Origin of the sequence: Streptomyces sp. NPDC058678, from assembly GCF_042714835.1 — a bacterium.
Lineage (GTDB): Bacteria > Actinomycetota > Actinomycetes > Streptomycetales > Streptomycetaceae > Streptomyces.
Genome location: NZ_JBHXSG010000106.1, coordinates 1 through 19,594 on the forward strand (window position 1 = coordinate 1; position 19,594 = coordinate 19,594).

Annotated in this window: 18 protein-coding genes and 1 rRNA gene; 15 read left to right on the plus strand and 4 right to left on the minus strand. The window is 70.1% G+C overall.

Features of this window, described 5'->3' with window-relative positions:
- The 10 genes from rrf to ACFWWR_RS45570 form a co-directional block, all read left to right on the plus strand.
- Positions 1-82 (plus strand): 5S ribosomal RNA (rrf, locus tag ACFWWR_RS45525); the annotation flags it as partial.
- Positions 83-153: 71 nt separating this feature from the next.
- Complete coding sequence (locus ACFWWR_RS45530; RefSeq protein ID WP_384310181.1) at positions 154-798, plus strand: HAD family hydrolase; 645 nt, start codon at positions 154-156, stop codon at positions 796-798.
- Positions 799-866: 68 nt separating this feature from the next.
- Positions 867-1,637: a VC0807 family protein gene (locus tag ACFWWR_RS45535; RefSeq protein WP_384310184.1), complete on the plus strand. Its 771-nt coding sequence runs from the start codon at positions 867-869 to the stop codon at positions 1,635-1,637.
- Positions 1,630-2,844 carry an MFS transporter gene (locus ACFWWR_RS45540; protein ID WP_384310186.1) on the plus strand — a complete coding sequence of 405 codons (1,215 nt, stop codon included), beginning with the start codon at positions 1,630-1,632 and terminating at the stop codon, positions 2,842-2,844. Before ACFWWR_RS45535 ends, ACFWWR_RS45540 begins: the two co-directional genes overlap by 8 nt.
- Positions 2,795-3,967, plus strand: coding sequence for an acetoin utilization protein AcuC (locus ACFWWR_RS45545; protein ID WP_383875910.1), 1,173 nt, complete (start codon positions 2,795-2,797; stop codon positions 3,965-3,967). Before ACFWWR_RS45540 ends, ACFWWR_RS45545 begins: the two co-directional genes overlap by 50 nt.
- Before the next feature lie 609 nt (positions 3,968-4,576).
- The gene (locus ACFWWR_RS45550) at positions 4,577-5,392 is read left to right on the plus strand and encodes a phosphatase (protein WP_383875909.1); all 816 of its coding nucleotides are present in this window, start codon (positions 4,577-4,579) and stop codon (positions 5,390-5,392) included.
- Between the two features lie 129 nt (positions 5,393-5,521).
- Positions 5,522-5,731: a helix-turn-helix domain-containing protein gene (locus tag ACFWWR_RS45555; RefSeq protein ID WP_016437488.1), complete on the plus strand. Its 210-nt coding sequence runs from the start codon at positions 5,522-5,524 to the stop codon at positions 5,729-5,731.
- A 154-nt stretch (positions 5,732-5,885) separates the two neighbouring features.
- Positions 5,886-5,984 carry a 30S ribosomal protein bS22 gene (locus ACFWWR_RS45560; RefSeq protein ID WP_003948845.1) on the plus strand — a complete coding sequence of 33 codons (99 nt, stop codon included), beginning with the start codon at positions 5,886-5,888 and terminating at the stop codon, positions 5,982-5,984.
- A gap of 227 nt (positions 5,985-6,211) precedes the next feature.
- Positions 6,212-7,273 (plus strand): NAD-dependent epimerase/dehydratase family protein, encoded by a 1,062-nt coding sequence (locus tag ACFWWR_RS45565; RefSeq protein WP_383875907.1) that lies wholly within the window; start codon positions 6,212-6,214, stop codon positions 7,271-7,273.
- A 14-nt stretch (positions 7,274-7,287) separates the two neighbouring features.
- Positions 7,288-8,349 (plus strand): lysophospholipid acyltransferase family protein, encoded by a 1,062-nt coding sequence (locus ACFWWR_RS45570; protein ID WP_384310189.1) that lies wholly within the window; start codon positions 7,288-7,290, stop codon positions 8,347-8,349.
- 72 nt (positions 8,350-8,421) lie between these two features.
- Here the strand turns inward: ACFWWR_RS45570 and ACFWWR_RS45575 are convergent, their stop codons facing one another.
- From ACFWWR_RS45575 to ACFWWR_RS45585, 3 genes are all read right to left on the minus strand, one after another.
- Complete coding sequence (locus tag ACFWWR_RS45575) at positions 8,422-9,657, minus strand: DUF5667 domain-containing protein (protein WP_384310192.1); 1,236 nt, start codon at positions 9,655-9,657, stop codon at positions 8,422-8,424.
- Positions 9,658-9,890: 233 nt separating this feature from the next.
- A complete protein-coding gene (locus ACFWWR_RS45580) occupies positions 9,891-10,664 on the minus strand; it encodes an ECF subfamily RNA polymerase sigma factor, BldN family (RefSeq protein ID WP_383875902.1) in 774 nt (257 codons plus the stop codon).
- A gap of 340 nt (positions 10,665-11,004) precedes the next feature.
- Positions 11,005-11,916: an HAD family hydrolase gene (locus ACFWWR_RS45585; protein WP_383875900.1), complete on the minus strand. Its 912-nt coding sequence runs from the start codon at positions 11,914-11,916 to the stop codon at positions 11,005-11,007.
- 105 nt (positions 11,917-12,021) lie between these two features.
- Between ACFWWR_RS45585 and ACFWWR_RS45590 the strand changes: the two genes are divergently transcribed.
- From ACFWWR_RS45590 to ACFWWR_RS45610, 5 genes are all read left to right on the plus strand, one after another.
- Positions 12,022-12,309, plus strand: coding sequence for a glutaredoxin family protein (locus tag ACFWWR_RS45590; RefSeq protein ID WP_384310194.1), 288 nt, complete (start codon positions 12,022-12,024; stop codon positions 12,307-12,309).
- A 281-nt stretch (positions 12,310-12,590) separates the two neighbouring features.
- Positions 12,591-13,358 (plus strand): redox-sensing transcriptional repressor Rex, encoded by a 768-nt coding sequence (locus ACFWWR_RS45595; RefSeq protein ID WP_383875896.1) that lies wholly within the window; start codon positions 12,591-12,593, stop codon positions 13,356-13,358.
- Positions 13,355-15,130 carry a glutamyl-tRNA reductase gene (locus ACFWWR_RS45600; protein ID WP_383875894.1) on the plus strand — a complete coding sequence of 592 codons (1,776 nt, stop codon included), beginning with the start codon at positions 13,355-13,357 and terminating at the stop codon, positions 15,128-15,130. Before ACFWWR_RS45595 ends, ACFWWR_RS45600 begins: the two co-directional genes overlap by 4 nt.
- Positions 15,127-16,122 carry a hydroxymethylbilane synthase gene (gene hemC, locus ACFWWR_RS45605; RefSeq protein WP_383875892.1) on the plus strand — a complete coding sequence of 332 codons (996 nt, stop codon included), beginning with the start codon at positions 15,127-15,129 and terminating at the stop codon, positions 16,120-16,122. Before ACFWWR_RS45600 ends, hemC begins: the two co-directional genes overlap by 4 nt.
- Complete coding sequence (locus ACFWWR_RS45610) at positions 16,119-17,849, plus strand: uroporphyrinogen-III synthase (RefSeq protein WP_383875890.1); 1,731 nt, start codon at positions 16,119-16,121, stop codon at positions 17,847-17,849. Before hemC ends, ACFWWR_RS45610 begins: the two co-directional genes overlap by 4 nt.
- Positions 17,850-17,967: 118 nt before the next feature.
- On the opposite strand, the gene ACFWWR_RS45615 is transcribed toward ACFWWR_RS45610, so the two are convergent.
- The gene (locus ACFWWR_RS45615; RefSeq protein ID WP_384310196.1) at positions 17,968-19,368 is read right to left on the minus strand and encodes an FAD-binding oxidoreductase; all 1,401 of its coding nucleotides are present in this window, start codon (positions 19,366-19,368) and stop codon (positions 17,968-17,970) included.
- Positions 19,369-19,594 lie beyond the last annotated feature (226 nt).

Sequence of the window (19,594 nt, forward strand, 5' to 3'; positions counted from 1 at the left end):
CATTCCGAACCCGGAAGCTAAGCCTTACAGCGCCGATGGTACTGCAGGGGGGACCCTGTGGGAGAGTAGGACGCCGCCGAACAATTTTTGAGAAAACCCCCGTGCCATTGGCGCGGGGGTTTTCTGTTTTTCCGGGTCGTTTAGGGTCGGGGCATGCGCTATGACCTAGTCATCTTCGACAACGACGGTGTCCTCGTCGACAGCGAGCCCATCTCCAACCGGCTCCTGGCCGGCTATCTGACCGAGCTCGGGCACCCGACGTCGTACGAGGACTCCATCCGGGACTACATGGGCTCCGCGATGCATCGGATCCACGACCTCGTTCGGGAGCGCACGGGGAGACGGCTTCCCGGGGACTTCGACGACGTCTTTCACGGGCGGGTGTTCGCGGCCTTCGAGCGGGAGCTGGAACCCGTGGCCGGGGCCGTGGGGGTGCTGGAGAAGCTGGCTGCGGACGGGGTGCCGTACTGTGTCGCCTCTTCCGGGAGCCATGAGCGGATTCGGGTGGGGCATCAAAAAACCGGGCTGGACCGGTGGTTCGAGGAGGGGCGGGTCTTCAGTTCGCAGGATGTGGGGCGGGGGAAGCCGGCACCGGATCTGTTCCTTTACGCGGCCGAGCGGATGGGGGTCGCGCCCGAGCGGTGTGTCGTGGTCGAGGACAGTCCGTTGGGGGTGCGGGCGGCTGTGTCGGCCGGGATGGACGTGTACGGGTTCACCGCCATGACTCCTGCCGACCGGCTGGCAGGGGCCACTCAACTCTTCTCGGACATGGGGGAGTTGGCTGGCCTGTTGGTCTGACATTTGTCATGCCGAGGTACGGACGTTCGTTTCTACCGGTGTCGAGGGGCGGCCGTGAAGCTGAGGGCATGACGAAGAAGAACGCCTTTGCGCCGCTCGTCGTCGACGTGGCGGTGCCGGTCGGGTCGTACTACCTGTTGAAGAACGGGTTCGGGATGAGCACGCTCGGTGCGCTCGGCTGGAGTTGTGCGGTGCCGGCCGTGCGGACCGGGTGGAGTGCGGTCCGGGAGCGGGCGGTCAACGGGCTGGCCGCGCTGATTCTCTCCGTGAACGTGGTGGGGTTGCTGCTCGGTCTCGTGGCCGGCGATCCGCGGCTGATGCTGGTCAAGGACAGTGGCGTCAGCAGTGCGGTGGGGATCGGCGTGCTGGTCTCCGTACTGCTGGGGAAGCCGGCGATGACCGCGGCGATGAAGCCGTGGCTGGTGAAGGGGGACGCCGGGCGGGAGGCCGCCTGGGCGCGGTTGCAGGGCGGGTCTACTGCCTTTCGGCGGTTCGAGCGGGTCTTCTCCGTGGTGTGGGGTGTGGTGTTGCTCGCGGAGTGTGTGGTGCGGATCGTGGGGGCGTACACGCTGCCGGTGGACACGATGGTGTGGCTCGGGACCGTCCTCGTGATCGTCGCCATGGTGGTGGGGTTCGTCGTCAGCGGGGCGCTTGCTGCCGGGCCCATGGCGGCGATGCTCGAAGCGGAGTCGAAGTGCCGAGGTGAGGGCTGCGAGGCCGAGGTTCTGGAGGCGTCCGGTTGGGTGTCGCCCGGTGACGAAGTAAAGCTGAGGGAAACTCATCTTTGGCTGGATCTACCCACGAGTACGCCGGGGCCCTACGCTCGCCGCCATGACTGATGTGCTGCGGCGCGGTAGGGCCTCGCTGGCGTTCAGCTTCTTCGCGCAGGGTGTCGCCTTCGCCCTGCTCGTGACGCGGATCCCGGCCATCCAGGACCGATACGGGGTCTCCGACGCGTTGTTGCCCGCGTTTCTCGCGGCCGTGCCGATCCTCGCCGGGGTCGGGAGCGTGAGTACCGAGCAGTTGGTGAAGCGAATACCGCCCAGCCGGGTGCTCCGCTGGTCCCAGCCCGTCGTGCTCCTGGCCCTGCTCGGAGTGGGGGCGGGGGAGTCGATGGTCGAGCTGGGCGTGTCGCTCGCCGCCTTCGGGCTCGCCGTGGGTGCGCTGGATGCGTCGATGAACATGCTCGGGGTGAGTCTGCAGCGGGCGTACGGGCGCAGCATCATGCTCAGTTTCCATGCCGTGTACAGCCTGGGCGGGATTCTGGGGGCCTCGCTCGCCTGGGTGGGGGCGCACTGGCATCTCGCGTTGTGGGTGTCGTATCTGCCGGTGGTGCTGGTGCTGTTGCCGGCTGCCCTGGTGGGGAGCCGGTGGTACGTCGACGGGGGCGGGGACGCCGATGTGGTGGAGGAGAAGGGCGAGGGCGGGGCTCTCGCCTTCAAGTTGCTGCTGCCGCTGTGTCTGGTGATGTGTTTCGCGTACATCGGGGACTCGACCGTCTCCAACTGGAGCGCGAAGTATCTGCAGGACGTGCTGGGGAGCAGTGAGCAGCTGGCGACCGTGCCGTACAACGTGTACATGGTGACCACGTTGGTGGGGCGGGCCCTCGGGGACCTCGGGGTACGGCGGTTCGGGGCGGTCGTGGTCGTGCGGCTGGGGGCGTTGGTGGCGGCCGTCGGGTTCGGCGTGGTGGCGGTGGCGCCCGGGCCGTGGGTCGGGATGCTCGGGTTCACGTTGCTGGGGCTCGGGTTGTGTGTGCTGGTGCCGCAGACCTTCGCGGCGGCGGGGCGGTTGTTCCCGGGGGCGTCCGATGCGGCCGTGGCTCGGCTCAATGTCTTCAACTACGTCGGGTTCCTGGTCGGGTCGCCGTTGGTGGGGGCGTTGGGGGACGCCTGGACCTATCGCGGGGCCATGCTCGTGCCGATGGTGTTGGTGCTGGTGACGCTGGTGTACGCCCGGTCGTTCGCCGCTCAACCGGACCGATACGGTGGCGGGCATGAGCGGCCGCGCACAGCTGATGTGGGACGAGGCAGTAACGGGCTATGACTTCGGTCCGGAGCACCCGATGGATCCGGTCCGGCTGGCCCTGACCTGGAGGCTTGTCCAGGCCTTCGGGCTTGATCGGGAGATGGCGGTCGTGGCCGCCAAGCCGGCCGGCGATTCGACGCTGCGGCTGGTTCACCGGGAGGACTACATCGAGGCCGTCAAGGCGGCTTCCGTGGATCCCGGGGCGGCAGACGGGTCGTACGGGCTGGGGACCATGGATGATCCGGCGTTCGCCGGGATGCACGAGGTGTCCGCGCTGATCGCCGGGCAGTCGGTGGGGGCCGCGGAGGCTGTGTGGCGGGGGGACGCGCTGCATGCCGTGAACTTCGCGGGTGGGTTGCATCATGCGATGCCGGGGGGTGCGTCGGGGTTCTGCATCTACAACGACGCGTCGCTCGCCATCGCCCGGTTGCTGGAGCTCGGGGCTTCGCGGGTCGCCTATGTGGATGTCGACGTGCATCACGGGGACGGGGTGCAGGCGGCGTTCTGGGAGGATCCGCGGGTTCTGACGATTTCGCTGCATGAGCATCCTCGTACGTTGTTTCCGCAGACCGGGTGGCCGGAGGAGACGGGGGCGGAGTCCGCGGCGGGGGCGGCGGTGAACGTCGCGTTGCCGGCGGGGACCGGGGATGCGGGGTGGTTGCGGGCGTTCCACGCCGTGGTGCCTGAGCTGATCGCCGACTTCCGGCCGCAGGTGCTGGTGACTCAGCACGGTGCCGATACGCATTTCGAGGATCCGCTGGCTCACCTGGCCGTGTCTCTTGATGCGCAGCGGGCTGTGCAGGTCGCCTGTCATGACCTGGCGCACGAGTACGCCGACGGGCGGTGGGTCGCGCTGGGTGGGGGCGGGTACGCGGTGGTGGACGTGGTGCCGCGGTCGTGGACTCATCTGGTGGGGATTGCGGCGGGGCGGGCGGTGGAGCCTACGGCGGTGATTCCTGAGGGGTGGCGGCAGGAAGTGTTCGCTCGGACTCGGCAGTTGGGGCCGGGGCGGATGACTGATGGGCGGTGGCCGGTGGAGTGGGCCGACTGGGAGGCGGGGTACGACCCTGCGGACCGGTTGGACCAGGCGGTGGTGGCGGCTCGGCGGGCGGTGTTTCCGTTGCGGGGGTTGTTGGCGTAGGTGGTGAGGGTTGGGCGGGGGTGGTGGGGGTTGGCGCGGGATTCTTCTCGCCCCCGCCGTCCCCACCCGTCCCCTCCCCAGGGGCGCTGCCCCTTCGACCCCGCCTGGGGTTGCGGCGCTGGACTCGGGTGGGGTTGGGCTCCGGGACTCCTGGTGGGCTGGGCCGGCGCTTGGGCCCGCGTGGGGCTGGGCCCTGGGCCGGCGTGGGGCGGCCGGGCCCCTGGACCGGGGGGGCTGGGCTCCTGGACCGGGCGGCTGGGCTCCTGGACCGGGCGGCTGGGCTCCTGGACCCGAGAGGGCTGGGCTCCTGGACTCGCGGCGGGGCTTGGCTTTCCTGGCCGGTGGAAGGCCGCTGTGTTGCTGGCGGGGCTGGGCTTCCGAGTCTCGGCGGGGGACTGCATTCCCGGCGACCGGGGCCCGGTTTTGCGCGTCCGGACGGAGGCTTGGTCCTCTTCCCCCCCCGCAGGCACCGCCCGGCGCGTCGGCGGAGACCGCAGTCCCTGAGCCCTCTCCGGTTCGGGTCGGGCGGGGTCCGTGGGGGTTACGCCGAGTGTGCGGTGTTTGGGTGTTCGGGTCGCGGTGGCGGGGGATTTCCGTCAGCATCGCAGCGTGTTGAGCGTCGGGGCGCTGCGTGCCCATCTGCTTGCCGCGGGGTTGGCTGGGAAGGTGGCGACCTCGCGGGAGGAGAGTCTGCGGAGTTATCGGTTGTTCGCCGCTCGGGATCCTCGCGTGCTGATCGGGCTTGATCCTCAGTGGTCTTGGGGGCAGCGGGATTTGATCGGATTGATGGCGGACAAGTGTGGCGTTTCGGGCGATCCTCGGCATGTTGAAGGCCATGATGTGATCGATCCCGAGCGGACGCTGGCTGCTCTGGATGCCTTCGCCGAACGCATCGAGGCGGCCGCCCGACGCAACGCGACCGTCCTTCTCGGGACCGGACACCCCCATCGACTGCTCGGCTTCTACGCCGCCTTGGCGGACGCGTTGTCGGCGGCGGGATGTACCGTCCTCACCCCGGCGCAGGGTCACTCTGTCGACATAACGACCCGGTTCGGTCTACGCACGTACAACCTTGACTACGTACGAGGAGTCGCGCTGGTGCGGGAACCGGGCGTGCCGGGCTCCGGTTGTGCGACCGGCGCACACACGCACTCGCCGCTCCCGGTTCGGGTGGCGCTGGCGGCGGCCGCGGATGCCGGCGGGCCACTTCCCGAGCTCGTCATCGGAGACCACGGGTGGGTCTGCGGAGCAGGTCAGCTGGGGTGTGAGGCCATTGGGCTGGCGGATACGGATGACCCCGCGCTCTTTGTGGGGGAGGCGGAGGGGGTCGTGTCCGTCGTCGTTCCACTTGATGACGCTGTGCGGTCTGATTACTACCGGCCGCTGACCCGCTACGTACTCAATCGAGCGTGTCTGTCACAGTAGGCCGCCGATGGGTGCACCTCTTCCCCACTTGCATCACCCGCCCCTACATTGGGGAGTGAGCACGCAGCGACGAAGAGTCACCGGAAGGGGAAGCCGGTGGCCGTCGAGTGCGGAAGGTTCAGGTGTGTCATGGCTGCTGAGCAGAGGCCTCTGAGCGAGGTTCAGTTCCTAACCGTGGCGGAAGTCGCCTCGGTGATGCGAGTGTCGAAGATGACCGTGTACCGATTGGTGCACAGCGGTCATCTGCCCGCGATCCGGGTGGGGCGGTCCTTCCGCGTCCCGGAGAATGCGGTTCACGAGTACCTGCGTGAGAGCTATGTGGGGGTGGAAACAGCCTGACGACGGGCGGGCCGGGGGGATTTCAGGGCAGTATGGGGTCACCCCGGTCCCCTCGATTACGACCTCAGCGCTCGGGCGGGTAGGCTAGCCCCTCGTAGGTCGTATGGGCCCATGGCGCCCAGCACCGAGTGATGAGAAGTGAGCGAGGGTAGTCGTGGGCTCTGTTATTAAGAAGCGGCGCAAGCGGATGGCCAAGAAGAAGCACCGCAAGCTGCTCAAGCGCACGCGCGTTCAGCGTCGCAACAAGAAGTAAGCGACACCGCGAGAGCGTGTTCTGTGGCCCCCCACCCATGATGGTGGGGGGCCACACGCGTGTCGGCGTACCCGCGTCCGGGGGTTGGTTCGTCACTCGGAGGCTTGATGTCGTCACTTCTTGCATTGGGTAGTCATCACAGCGCAACATCAACCCGCTAGGTTGGCCGCACACGGGGAACGCGGCAGGCTACGTGTGCCGGATGGGCTGGAAGGAAGGCGCTGATCTTGGGCAAGGTCGTGCTCGTGACCGGAGTGGCTCGCCAACTGGGGGGCCGTTTCGTACGACGCATCCAGCGTGACCCTCAGGTGGACCGGGTGGTCGCCGTGGACGCGGTGCCGCCCGAGCACCACCTGGGCGGCGCCGACTTCATCCAGGCCGACATCCGGCAGCCCGGGATAGCGCGTGTGCTCGCCGAGACGGCCGCCGACACGGTCGTCCACATGGACGTCACCGGCACCGCGCTGGGCAGCGGCAGCCGGACCTCCGTCAAGGAGACCAACGTCATCGGCACCATGCAGCTGCTGGGGGCATGCCAGAAGTCGCCGACCGTGAAGCGGCTCGTGGTCAAGTCCAGTACGAACGTGTACGGATCCGCGCCGCGCGATCCCGCCGTCTTCACCGAGACCACCCCGCCGAAGTCGCTGCCCAGTGGCGGATTCGCCAAGGACGCGGTGGAGGTCGAGGGATATGTGCGCGGGTTCGCCCGGCGGCGGCCGGACGTCGCCGTGTGTGTGCTGCGCTTCGCCAACATCCTGGGCCCGACCGCGGAGACCCCGCTCGCCGCGTACTTCTCGCTGCCGATCCTGCCGACCGTGCTGGGTTACGACCCCCGGCTGCAGTTCGTGCACGAGGACGACGTGATCGAGGTGCTGCGGATCGCCTCGCACGAACCGGAGCGGGGCACGCTCAACAGCGGGACCTTCAACATCGCCGGGGACGGCGTGCTGTTGCTGTCGCAGTGCTCGCGGCGGCTGGGGCGGCCCACGGTGCCGTTGCTGCTTCCCGCGGTCACCTGGGCCGGATCGCTGGTGCGTACGCTGGGTATGACGGACTTCTCGCCCGAACAGATCCGGCTGCTCACCCACGGCCGGGTCGTGGCGACGACCCAGATGCGTGAGACGCTCGGGTTCAAGCCCAAGTACACGACGGCGGAGACGTTCGCGGAGTTCGCGCGCAGTCGCGGACCGGGACTTCTGCCGCCGGAGGCCCTTGCGGGGGCCGTCGACCGGATCGCCGCGCTGCCGCTGGCGGGCAGCGGCCACCCCCCGACGCAGAGCGCCAACTGAGGAGCGCATCAACGATGGCGGACGCCAAGGTCATTCCGTTCGACGACGACCGGTCCCGCGGGAGCGCCGCGCAGCGCCCGCCGCGACGCCGGAGCGCGGGCAGCCGGCGCAAGGGCACGGAATCGGCGCAGGTCCGTGAGGTCCAGCCCCTGCCCAGCAGGTCGCCCGCGCAGGATGATGGTCTTGTGACCCGTGAGGAACAGCTGCCCCAGCCGCCGCAGGACGAGAGCACGCACGGCGGGCTCGAGCGGCGTATCGCGGGCGGCCTCGCCTTCCTGCGCCGCCGCCTCACCGGTGACTACGAGGTCGACGACTTCGGCTACGACGAGGAACTGACCGACCAGGTCCTGATGTCCCTGCTGCGCCCGGTGTACGAGAAGTACTTCCGGGTCGAGGTGAAGGGCGTGGAGAACATCCCGGCGGAGGGCGGGGCGCTGATCGTCGCCAACCATTCCGGGACGCTGCCGCTGGACGGCCTGATGATGCAGGTCGCCGTCCACGACCATCATCCCGCCAACCGCCATCTGCGGCTCCTGGCGGCGGACCTGGTGTTCATGCTGCCGGTGGTCAACGAGCTGGCCCGCAAGCTCGGCCACACCCTGGCCTGCGCGGAGGACGCCGAACGGCTGCTGGCCCAGGGCGAGGTGGTCGGGGTGATGCCGGAGGGCTTCAAGGGCATCGGCAAGCCCTTCAGCGAGCGCTACAAGCTCCAGCGGTTCGGCCGCGGCGGCTTCGTCTCGACGGCGCTGCGCCAGGGCACGCCGATCATCCCGTGCTCGATCGTCGGGGCCGAGGAGATCTACCCGATGATCGGTAATGCCAAGACCCTGGCGAGGGTCCTCGGCTTCCCGTACTTCCCGCTCACACCGACCTTCCCGTGGCTGGGCCCGCTGGGTGGGATCCCGCTGCCGACGAAGTGGACCATCCAGTTCGGGGAGCCGATCCCGACGGACGGCTATCCGCCGGAGGCCGCCGAGGACCCGATGCTGATGTTCAACCTGACCGACCAGGTCCGCGAACAGATCCAGCACACGCTCTACAAGCTGCTGGTGCAGCGTCGGTCGGTCTTCTTCTGAGAAAGCTGACGGAAACCGGTGTACGACAAACGGGGCGCCCTCCTCAGGAGGGCGCCCCGTCAGTCGTACGGACTACTCCGCGTCCCCCGGGTCGATGCCCAGGCCGGGCAGCAGGCCGGGGAGGAGCGGCGGGACGGTGACGTCGGGCTGGGTGGGCGGTGTCGTGGTGGGCGGGGAGGCGCTGCCGGTGTTCTCGGGCGGGTCGAGGAGGCCGCCGGTGTTGCCGCCCAGGAGGCCGTCGTCCTCGGTGCCGGAGCCGGTCGGCCTGCTGGGGCTGTTGCTGCCGGTGCCGCTGCCGTCGGGGGAGCCGCCGTCGCCGGTGCTGGGCGCCGAGGAACGGCCGGAACCGGTCGACGTGTCGGAGGATGCCGATCCGGAGCCCTGCCGCTGACCGTTGCCGCCGCCCGGGGCCGGCGGCTTCGGGAGGAGGGACTGGAGCGGGGCGACCTCTTCGTCTATGGCGTCGAAGACCGACGACACCTGCTGGCTGACGTCACCGAGCTGGACGGGCAGCCGGTCGCGGAGCGCGCCCCAGACCTCCCGGTGTGAGCGCGAGAAGGTGTCCAGGGCCTGGATGGGGCCGAGGGAGTCCGGGTCGCGTTCGTACGCCGCCGTCAGTAGCCGGTGGCCCTCGGAGGCGTCGTGGGTCATGCCGGACAGGGCGCGGCGGATCTCGCCGAGGGACTCGTGGTCGAGTGGGCCGCCGCGGTCGCGCTCCATCAGTCGGCGGGCCTCGCTGAGGCGGGTGGAGGCCTGGTCGAGGTAGGCCACGCCGCGCTCGTCGTCCCCGTCGGACATGTAGGTGAGTTTGAAGTCCTCGATGCCTCGCTTGAGGCCGTAGAGGGAGTCGCCGGGCAGGGCGTCCGAGCTCGCCGCGGCGACTCCGCCGAACGCGCCGGCGGCGACACCGACGCTGAGTCCGCCCGCGGCGAGGCCCTTGGTGAGCCGGGAACGCGGTCGGAGCTTGCCCAGTGGGCTCGCCCGGTGGGCGCCACGGGACCGGGAGTGCTGCTCCGGCACCGAGGGGCCTGCCTCGCCTCCCGCGGTGCCCTCCAGCAGCATGGCCTCCATCGCGGCCACGAGCTGGGCCCGCTGGACGACCTTGACCGCGGGGTCCAGCTGTGGCTTGGGCAGCTCGCCGAGACCGGTCGCGAGGGCCATGAGGCGGCCCTGCTCGGTCTGTTCCGCAGCAGCCGGGGACGGCGGTGGTCCTTCGGACTGCTCGGCCGCCGTGCCCTGGCCGGACTGCTCCTCCAGGGCCTGGGCGAAGGCGTTCGCCCGCCGGTGCGCCGATACGTTCGCGATCACTGGCGGCACCTCCTCTCGTCAAGACGGTCGACTCCCCAGGGGGTCCTGAGGGTTGCACGCCCTGACCACAAGCACTCGATCGAGTGATCGAAGTCGGCCAGGGAGTGACCACAGGGAGCCTGCATCCCGCACAACGAGCGGCGTGGCACTTGGGTTACGGACGGCGGACGAGCGGATCGGGAAGTCAACGGACTTTCACGGACTGCGAGTTGGGTATTACCGAGAGTGTTCTGTCAGCGGGCGTCTTCCGGGAGGAGCCGGGCCAGCGTGCGCACGGCGCGGTACTGGAGGGTCTTGATGGCACCCTCGTTCTTGCCCATCACGCGGGCGGTCTCGGCGACGGAGAGCCCCTGGAGGAAGCGGAGTGTCACGCACTCCTGCTGCTGGGGGTTGAGCCGTCGTACGGCATCGAGGAGGGCGGCGTTCGAGAGGGACTCCAGGACGGAGTCCTCGGGGGAACGCTCGACCTCGTTGGCGTCGAGCATCTCGCCGGTGGTGACTTCCAGCCGGAAACGGCTCGACTTGAAGTGGTCGGCGACGAGGTTGCGGGCGATGGTGACGAGCCACGCGCCGAAGTCGCGGCCCTGCCAGGTGAACGTGCCGATCCGGCGCAGTGCGCGCAGGAACGTCTCGCTGGTGAGATCCTCAGCGGTCGCCTTGCCTCCCACTCGGTAGTAGATGTACCGGTACACGGTGTCGCTGTACTGGTCGTAGAGACGGCCGAAGGCATCGGCCTCGCCGGCCTGAGCGCGCTCCACAAGATCCATCATGCGGGCGCTGTCGCTGTCCGCGGCGGGACGGCGGGTGGTTGTGGCACCGGTCGAACGCCCTCGTCTTCCGACGGCGGCGCTGCCGTCGGCGAGCGCGTAGCACGGGCCGACGGGGGTGGTGGCAACGGCGAGGGCAGGGACGGCGTACGCGGTGGGGACGAAGCCGCGCAACAGGTCTTGGACCGTTGCGCGCAGCGTAGCCAGGCCCGAGGCGTCAACCCCGACGTGTGGGTACACGGGACTCCCAGAGGCAGAGCTTCCATCACGTGCAGTGCGGGACCGTTCACCCGTCGTAGCGACGGAAGGGGTACCGGATTGCGTCTGAGGAGAATAACGCTTAGTGCAGGCGCTGCTACACGCAGTTGCTCAAATCACCGATTACGTCGCTTCTGTAACCGAATGACGCCCGATCAGGTACCGGTCAGTGATCGGTTCTTGATCGAAAGAGGTCGTGTTCCGTCTGGGTCCGGGGCGTGTTGTGGCCGTGTGCAGCCAACGGGACTGGACAGCGGGGTCACGGGGTACGACCCCGGGATTGGCCGGTCGCGCCGGACGTGACCTGTTGTGACGCCCGGTGTCAGCGACGCCGCTTGTGCAGGGCGATCGCCGCCGCCGTGCCGCCCGCCACCGCGCCCACGCCCGCGGCCGCCGGGATGCCGACCTTCGCCGCCTTGCGGCCCGTGCGGTAGTCGCGCAGGCGCCACTCCAGCCGGCGGGCGTGCTTGCGCAGCTTGCTGTCCGGGTTGATGGCGTAGGGGTGACCGACCAGCGAGAGCATCGGGATGTCGTTGTGCGAGTCGCTGTAGGCCGCGCAGCGGGTCAGGTCCAGGCCCTCCGCCGCGGCCAGCGCGCGGACCGCCTCCGCCTTCGCCGGGCCGTGCAGGGGTTCGCCGACCAGCTTGCCAGTGTAGACGCCGTCGACCGACTCGGCGACCGTGCCGAGGGCGCCGGTCAGGCCGAGGCGGCGGGCGATGACCTGGGCGATCTCCACCGGGGCCGCGGTGACCAGCCACACCTTCTGGCCCGCGTCCAGGTGCGCCTGGGCCAGGGCCCGGGTGCCGGGCCAGATGCGCTCGGCCATGTACTCGTCGTAGATCTCCTCGCCGATCGACATCAGCTCGGAGACCCGGTGGCCCTGGACGATCGACAGCGCCGAGTCGCGGGCCTCCTGCATGTGCTCCGGGTCCTCGACGCCGGCCAGCCGGAACCACGCCTGCTGCCAGGCGAACTTCGCGAGGTCGCGGGTCTCGAAGAACTTCCGCTTGTGCAGGCCCCGCCCGAAATGGAACAGGGCGGCACCCTGCATCACGGTGTTGTCCAGGTCGAAGAAGGCGGCGGCGTGCGCGTCGCCGTGCACCGGGAACGCCGGTTCCTCACCGGCGGTCTCCTGCGAGGACTTGCGCGCGGCCTCCGCCGAAGCCTCGCCTGCCAACACGCTCCGCGCCGTGGCGGAGCGCCTACGGGGAGTGAGCCATCCGAGAGCGGCCATGGCGTGAGCATAGCCAGTTTGTTCGGTGGTTCCGGAGTCGTGAGGTTCGGAGGGTGTGAACTCTCGGCGACCGTGTCGTTAAAGAGTCGGCCCGGCGGCGGGAGAATGGCCGACATGACTCCCCTCTTTCGGCGCAACGCTCCGAGGCCCCCACAGGACCGGCTCGTCACTCTCGTCCGCAAGCCCGGGTGTCATCTGTGTGATGACGCACAGGTCGTGGTCGAGAAAGTGTGTGCCGATCTCGGTGTCCCCTGGGAGCGGAAGGACATCACCCAGGATCCCCAACTCCACGACCAGTACTGGGAACAGATCCCCGTCGTGCTCGTCGACGGAGAACAGCACACCTTCTGGCGCGTGGACGAGGGGCGCCTCCGCAAGGCACTGACCGAGTAGTCCAAGTGGTCCGGAACCTCGCTTAGGATCGACGGCGACTTGGTCTCGGGGGCGGGAATCGTAGAGGAGCGTGTGCGGTTTTGCCCCCAAGAGAAGAGGAACGGTGGCGGGTGTGCGCCGGTTCCGTACAGGTGCGCCGGGGGCGCGTGACCCCGGTCACGTTGGCCGGGCAAATCGGACACCATCTTTGTGCACGCGTTCACAAAGACATAGCCTGCTTTCGACGGGGCGGTCTGGGAACGTGTGACCGCCTGCAGCCCCGCTCTACCCGCAGGAGCACCGTGGCAACTGGCCGAACTCACCGACCGGCGACCCGTAGCCGAGGGATTCCCGAGGCCACCGTCGCCCGCCTTCCGCTGTACCTCCGCGCCCTGACCGCACTGTCGGAGCGCTCGGTACCCACGGTCTCCTCCGAGGAGCTCGCGGCCGCCGCGGGGGTCAACTCCGCGAAGCTGCGCAAGGACTTCTCGTACCTGGGCTCGTACGGAACGCGTGGTGTGGGCTACGACGTCGAGTACCTCGTCTACCAGATCTCCCGTGAGCTGGGCCTGACCCAGGACTGGCCGGTAGTGATCGTCGGTATCGGTAACCTCGGCGCCGCCCTCGCCAACTACGGCGGGTTCGCCTCGCGCGGATTCCGGGTCGCCGCGCTCATAGACGCCGACCCCGCGATGGCCGGAAAGCCGGTGGCCGGGATCCCCGTCCAGCACACCGACGAGCTGGAACGGATCATCGACGACAACGGCGTGTCCATCGGGGTCATCGCCACGCCCGCCGGTGCCGCCCAGCAGGTCTGCGACCGGCTCGTGGCCGCCGGAGTCACCTCCATCCTGAACTTCGCGCCGACCGTGCTGTCCGTGCCGGACGGCGTCGACGTGCGCAAGGTCGACCTCTCCATCGAGCTGCAGATCCTCGCCTTCCACGAGCAGCGCAAGGCCGGTGAGGAGGCCGCCGCCGCGGCCGACGGCGCGGTCCCGCACACCGCCGCCCGCAAGCGGTCCGCCGACAAGGGTCCAGACGGGGACGTCCCCGCCGTGATGCCGGCATGAGTCTCCTCGTCGTCGGGCTGAGCCACCGCAGCGCCCCGGTCAGCGTGCTGGAGCGGGCCGCGCTGAACGCGGACGCGCAGGTCAAGCTGCTCCAGGACACCGTGGCCGCGGAGCCCGCCACTGAGGCCGCGGTTCTCGCGACCTGCAACCGCATCGAGCTGTACGCCGACGTGGACAAGTTCCACGCCGGTGTCGCCGAGCTGTCCACGCTGCTCGCCCAGCACAGCGGGGTGGGGCTGGAGGAGCTCACCCCGTATCTGTACGTGCACTACGAGGACCGGGCCGTCCACCACCTCTTCTCGGTGGCCTGCGGGCTGGACTCGATGGTGGTCGGCGAGGGCCAGATCCTCGGCCAGATGAAGGACTCCCTCGCCAAGGCGCAGGACGTGCACTCCGCCGGGCGGCTGCTGAACGACCTGTTCCAGCAGGCCCTCCGCGTCGGCAAGCGCGCCCACTCCGAGACCGGCATCGACCGCGCCGGACAGTCGCTGGTCACCTTCGGCCTGGAGCAGCTGTCCGCCGGTGCGCCCGTCGAGCAGTGGGCACGCGGCAAGAAGGCCCTGGTCATCGGTGCCGGCTCGATGTCCTCGCTGGCCGCGGCCACGCTGGCGCGTGCCGGGGTCGCCGAGATCGTCGTCGCCAACCGCACTCCCGACCGCGCCGAGCGGCTGGTCCAGATCCTGATGGACGGCGACGACACGGACGTGCTGGCCCGCGCGGTACCGATGGAATCGGTGCCGGTCGAGCTGACACGTGCCGATCTCGCCGTCTCCTGTACGGGGGCGACGGGCCTGGTACTGACAGCCGAGGCGGTCTCGGCGGCCGTCGAGGGCCGCAGTGGAGAGACCGTCGCGGAGAGCGGGACCGTTTCGCCGTCGCCGTCCGGCGCGGGCTCCGGTCGTACGGCAGTGGCGGACGCCGGGCGTGGCGAGCTCCCGCCCACCAGCCTGGGCGCCGAGGACGGCTGCCCGCTGGACCTGCCGGCCGCGCAGGCGGCCGGCGCCGGGTTCTCCGTACTCGGGGAGGCCGCCGTGGCCGGGATGGCAGCGGCCGACCTGGAACAGCACGCCGCCTGGGTGGACAACGGCACCCAGCGCCAGCAGACCTCCACCCCCGCGGGTGCCGTCACCGTGCTCGACCCCGCCGAGGAGGCCGACGCCATCGCCGCGCTGGCCGCCGCCGCGGCCACCCTCGGCCGGGTGCCCGAGCGGCGCAAGCCCGAGCCCGTCGCCGAGATCCCGCGGCCCGAACCGGCCCTGTTCCTCCTCGACCTGGCCATGCCCCGGGACATCGACGCGGCCGTGCACCGGCTGGTCGGGGTGCGGCTCGTGGACATCGAATCGCTGGCCGACGCCTCGGCCGACGCCCCGATGGCGGCCGACGTCGACCAGGTCCGCCGGATCGTCGCCGACGAGGTCGCGGCCTTCGGGGCGGCGCTTCGGGCCGCGCACATCACGCCCACCGTGGTCGCGCTGCGGACGATGGCCGCCGACGTGGTCGCGAACGAGATCGCCCGGCTCGACGGGCGGCTGCCCGGAATGGACGACAAGCACCGCGCCGAGATCACCCAGACCGTGAAGCGCGTCGTCGACAAGCTGTTGCACGCACCGACCGTACGGGTCAAGCAGCTCGCGGCCGAACCCGGCGGCGCCGGGTACGCGGACGCGCTGCGGACCCTGTTCGACCTCGACCCCGAGACGGTGGCCGCCGTCTCCCGGGCCGACCGCGCCGACGACGAACCTGAGAACAGCAAGAACCGAGGGCCGGCATGAGTAGCAAGGCATTGAGGCTCGGGACCAGGCGAAGCAAACTCGCCATGGCCCAGTCCGGGCAGGTCGCGGACGCCGTGAGCCAGGTGACCGGACGGCCCGTCGAGCTCGTCGAGATCACCACCTACGGCGACACCTCCCGCGAACAGCTCGCACAGATCGGCGGCACGGGCGTCTTCGTGACCGCGCTGCGGGAGGCGCTGCTGAAGGAGGAGGTCGACTTCGCGGTTCATTCGCTGAAGGACCTGCCGACCGGGCAGCCCGACCAGCTGGCGCTGGCCGCCGTACCGCTGCGCGAGGACCCGCGGGACGTGATCGTCGCCCGGGACGCGCTGAAGTTCACCGACCTGCCGCGCGGCGCGCGCATCGGTACGGGTTCGCCGCGCCGGATGGCCCAGCTGAACGCGTACGCGCGCGGCCACGGGCTGGACATCGAGACGGTTCCGATCCGAGGGAACGTGGATACGCGGATCCGCTTCGTGCGCGACGGCGAGCTGGATGCGGTGGTGCTGGCCGCGGCCGGGCTGAATCGCATCGGCCGCGGTGATGAAGTGACCGACTTCCTGTCGGTCGACACAATTTTGCCCGCCCCCGGCCAGGGGGCACTCGCGATCGAATGTGCCGCGGACAACGCGGACTTGATCGCCGCGCTCGGTGAGCTCGACGACCCGTTCACGCGGGTCGCCGTGACTGCCGAACGGTCCCTGCTCGCCGCCCTGGAGGCCGGTTGCAGTGCCCCTGTGGGCGCGCTGGCCGACCTTCCCCCACTCTCGGCTCCGCTCGAGCGGGGGGACTCCCAGGTCGACGGGCAGATTGTCAAGGAAATGCGCCTGCGCGGAGTCGTCGGAACCACCGACGGCACGCGGATGGTGCAGTTGTCCACCACCGGTCCCGTGCCCGAGACGTACGACCAGGCAATGGCGCTCGGTCGCGAGCTCGCTGCCGAGATGCTTGCCCAGGGCGCGGCCGGTCTGATGGGGGAGCGAGCACAGTGAGCCCCACCACCCTTCCCGCCGCCGGTCACGAACACGGGCACGTCACCTTCCTTGGTGCCGGACCCGGGGATCCGGGACTGCTGACTCTTCGCGCCGTCGAGGCGCTGGCCCACGCGGACGTTCTCGTCGCCGGGCACGAAGTGCTCGACGTCGTACGCACGCACGCCAGGGCCGGTGTCGCCGTCGTGAACACGGATTCGGATCCTTCTGTGGATCTGTCTTCCGGGCCTTCCGGTCCGACTCCGGGCGCAGGCGCGCCTCAACTAACGGTAGTTGACGGCGCGTCAACAACCGTGGGTGTCCCCGTCGTGCGGGATGCCGCACATCTTGTCATGGAGGCCGCGCGGGGCGGCAGGCGGGTCGTACGTGCGGTGTCCGGGGATCCCGGGCTCGACGCGTACGCCGCCGGGGAGATGCTGGCGTGCGCCGCCGCGGGGGTGCCTTTCGAGGTCGTTCCCGGGGTCGCGGCCGCCGTCGGCGTGCCCGCTTACGCCGGGGTCCCGCTGCGGGACGCCGAAGGCGCGGACGTCCGGTTCGTGGATGCGCGGACCGCTTCCGACCGGTGCTGGACGGAGGTGGGGGCTTCGGACGGCACGGTTGTCGTCTCGACGACCCTGGACTCCGTGGCCGCCGCGGCCGGTGAGCTGGTTTCCGCCGGGCGCAAGCCCGATACGCCGCTGACCGTCACCGTCGCCGGTACGACCACTCGGCAGCGGACCTGGAGCGCGACTCTGGGGACCATCGCCCAGACGCTGAAGCAGGCCAAGGTGCTGCCGTCCCCGGACGGTGCGCGGCCGGTCATAGCCGTGGTCGGTGAGCGGTCCGCCGCGGCTCAGCGTGAGCAGCTCTCGTGGTTCGAGTCCAAGCCGTTGTTCGGCTGGAAGGTGCTCGTGCCGCGGACCAAGGAGCAGGCGGCTTCGCTCTCCGACCAGCTGCGGTCCTACGGGGCCGTGCCGTACGAGGTGCCGACGATCGCCGTCGAGCCGCCGCGGACGCCGCAGCAGATGGAGCGGGCAGTCAAGGGGCTCGTGACCGGGCGGTACGAGTGGATCGCCTTCACCTCGGTGAACGCGGTCAAGGCCGTTCGGGAGAAGTTCGAGGAGTACGGGCTCGATGCGCGCGCCTTCGCCGGCATCAAGGTCGCCGCGGTGGGGGAGCAGACCGCCAAGGCGCTCGTCGCCTTCGGCGTGAAGCCCGATCTTGTGCCGAGTGGGGAGCAGTCCGCGGCCGGGCTGCTGGAGGACTGGCCTCCTTACGACCCGGTGTTCGACCCGATCGACCGGGTGTTCCTGCCGCGTGCCGACATCGCTACCGAGACGCTGGTGGCGGGGCTGATCGAGCTCGGGTGGGAGGTCGACGACGTCACCGCCTATCGGACCGTGCGGGCGTCGCCGCCGCCGGCCGAGACCCGGGAGGCCATCAAGGGCGGAGGCTTCGACGCGGTGCTGTTCACCTCGTCGAGCACGGTGCGGAACCTTGTGGGCATCGCCGGCAAGCCGCACAACGTCACCGTCATCGCGTGTATCGGGCCTGCTACGGCCAAGACCGCCGAGGAGCACGGGCTTCGGGTGGACGTCATGGCTCCCGAGCCGTCCGTGCACAGGCTGGCCGAGGCTCTTGCGGACTTCGGGCTGCGGCGGAGGGCTGCCGCGCTGGAGGCCGGGGATGCGGTTACTCGGCCGAGTGAGCGGCGGCCTGGGGCTCGGCGGAGGCGTACGACTACCTGACGGAGGCGTACGACTACCTCACGGAGGCGTACGGACGAGTACCTGCGCGCGGCTTGTCGTCACGACGACCGTGTTGAGGCGTACGACTGAGGCGTACGGCGGACTGATCTTGGTTCGGTCAGGCCGGCGTCACCGTGTGGCCGTAGCGCAGGAGGTTGTCGGGGTCGTAGGTGGACTTGGCCTGTTGCAGGTGGGCGTAGACCTCTGGGGTCCAGGCCCGAGCTCGGTCCGCTTCGTCGCCCGGGGTTCCGTGGATGTTGACCATCGTGCGGCCCGTGCCGTACGGGGCCATCGCTCGCTGCAGGGCCGTCGTGGCCTGTTCCACGGCCTCGGCGGCCGGCGGGGCGGCCAGGACTGCCACCGTCTCCAGGAAGTACTCCGCGTCGCGGGCGCAGATCGCGTCCTCGACCGCCGCCGGGTCGGACAGGGCTCCGCCCATGTGGCGGATCTCCACCAGGAGGAGCGGGCAGTCGGGGTTGTCCGGGCCCACCTGGTCCAGGAACGTGCGGATGGCGTCCGGGGTCAGGTCGCGGAGCAGGGCGCAGGATTCGCGGGCCGGGAGCGGGTCCTGGGGCTCCATGTAGATGCGGTCCACTGCCGCGTGGTCCATCTCCTCCACCATGTCGACCGCCACGGGGGCGGCCTCGCGGATGGGGGCCAGGAGGCGTTCGCCCTCCGCTGTGTCGCCCGTCCATGCGATCGCCACCCTGGCCCAGAAGCCGCCGCGCAGGGGTTCGGGGATCTGAGGGATCGGGGGGAGGCGCAGGAGGCTGAACGCGCTGCACATCTCGTTCGGCACGGTGCGTGTCCAGTCCGCCCATGCTCGCAGGAGGGGCTCGGTGTGCTCGCCGGGGCAGTAGATGCCGCCGCCGAGAATGCGGGCGAGGGGGAGCAGGTCGAAGGTCAGCTGCGTGACGATTCCCACGTTGCCCTTGCCGCCGCGCAGGGCCCAGAAGAGCTCGGGTTCGGTGTTCTGGTTCACCTCGCGGAGGGCGCCGTCGGGGGTGACGACCTGGAAGGAGTGGACCAGGTCGGCCGCGTATCCGTAGGCCCGGCCGAGGACGGGGAGGCCGCCGCCGAGGGTGTAGCCGACGACGCCCGCGTCCGTGGAGGTGCCGGTCAGCGGGGCGAGGCCGTGGGGGGCTGAAGCGTCGATGACGTGGCGCCACTTTGCGCCGGCGGCGGCTGTGGCGGTGCGGGTGGCCGGGTCGATCTGTACGTCCGTCATGCGGGTGGTCGTGATCAGCAGGCCGCTGGCCATGGGGAAGTTGGCGCCGTGGCCGGTGGCCTGGACGGCCACCGGGGTGCGGGTGGCGGTTGCCCAGCGCATCGCCGCGACTATGTCGTCGGCGCCGGTTGCTCCTATGACGACGTCGGGGGTGTGCAGGGCGGCCAGGTTGAAGCCGGTGACCTCCTCGGCGTAGCCGTCTTCGCCGGGGCGCAGGACCGGGCCCTTGACGTCGGAGAGGGCGAAGAGGTCGGGGGTGGGGTGGGGGTGGCGGTGGTACGTGGCGGTCATCTCGTCCTCCGGAGGCGGGAGGCTTGTAGTTTCAGCTTGGACCTGTGGTGTGCGTGGCGCATGTGGGGCCGGGGCGGTGTGCCTTGTGTTGCGTCGGGGTCGGGGCCGTGTCGGGGGGTGTCCGTCCTCGGAACGGCGCGGAATCGGTTGCCTGTAGAGGTGCTCGTGTTGACGCGCCAACCGCTGCGGGCGGACACCCCCCGACACGGCCCCTTGCCGCCGTACG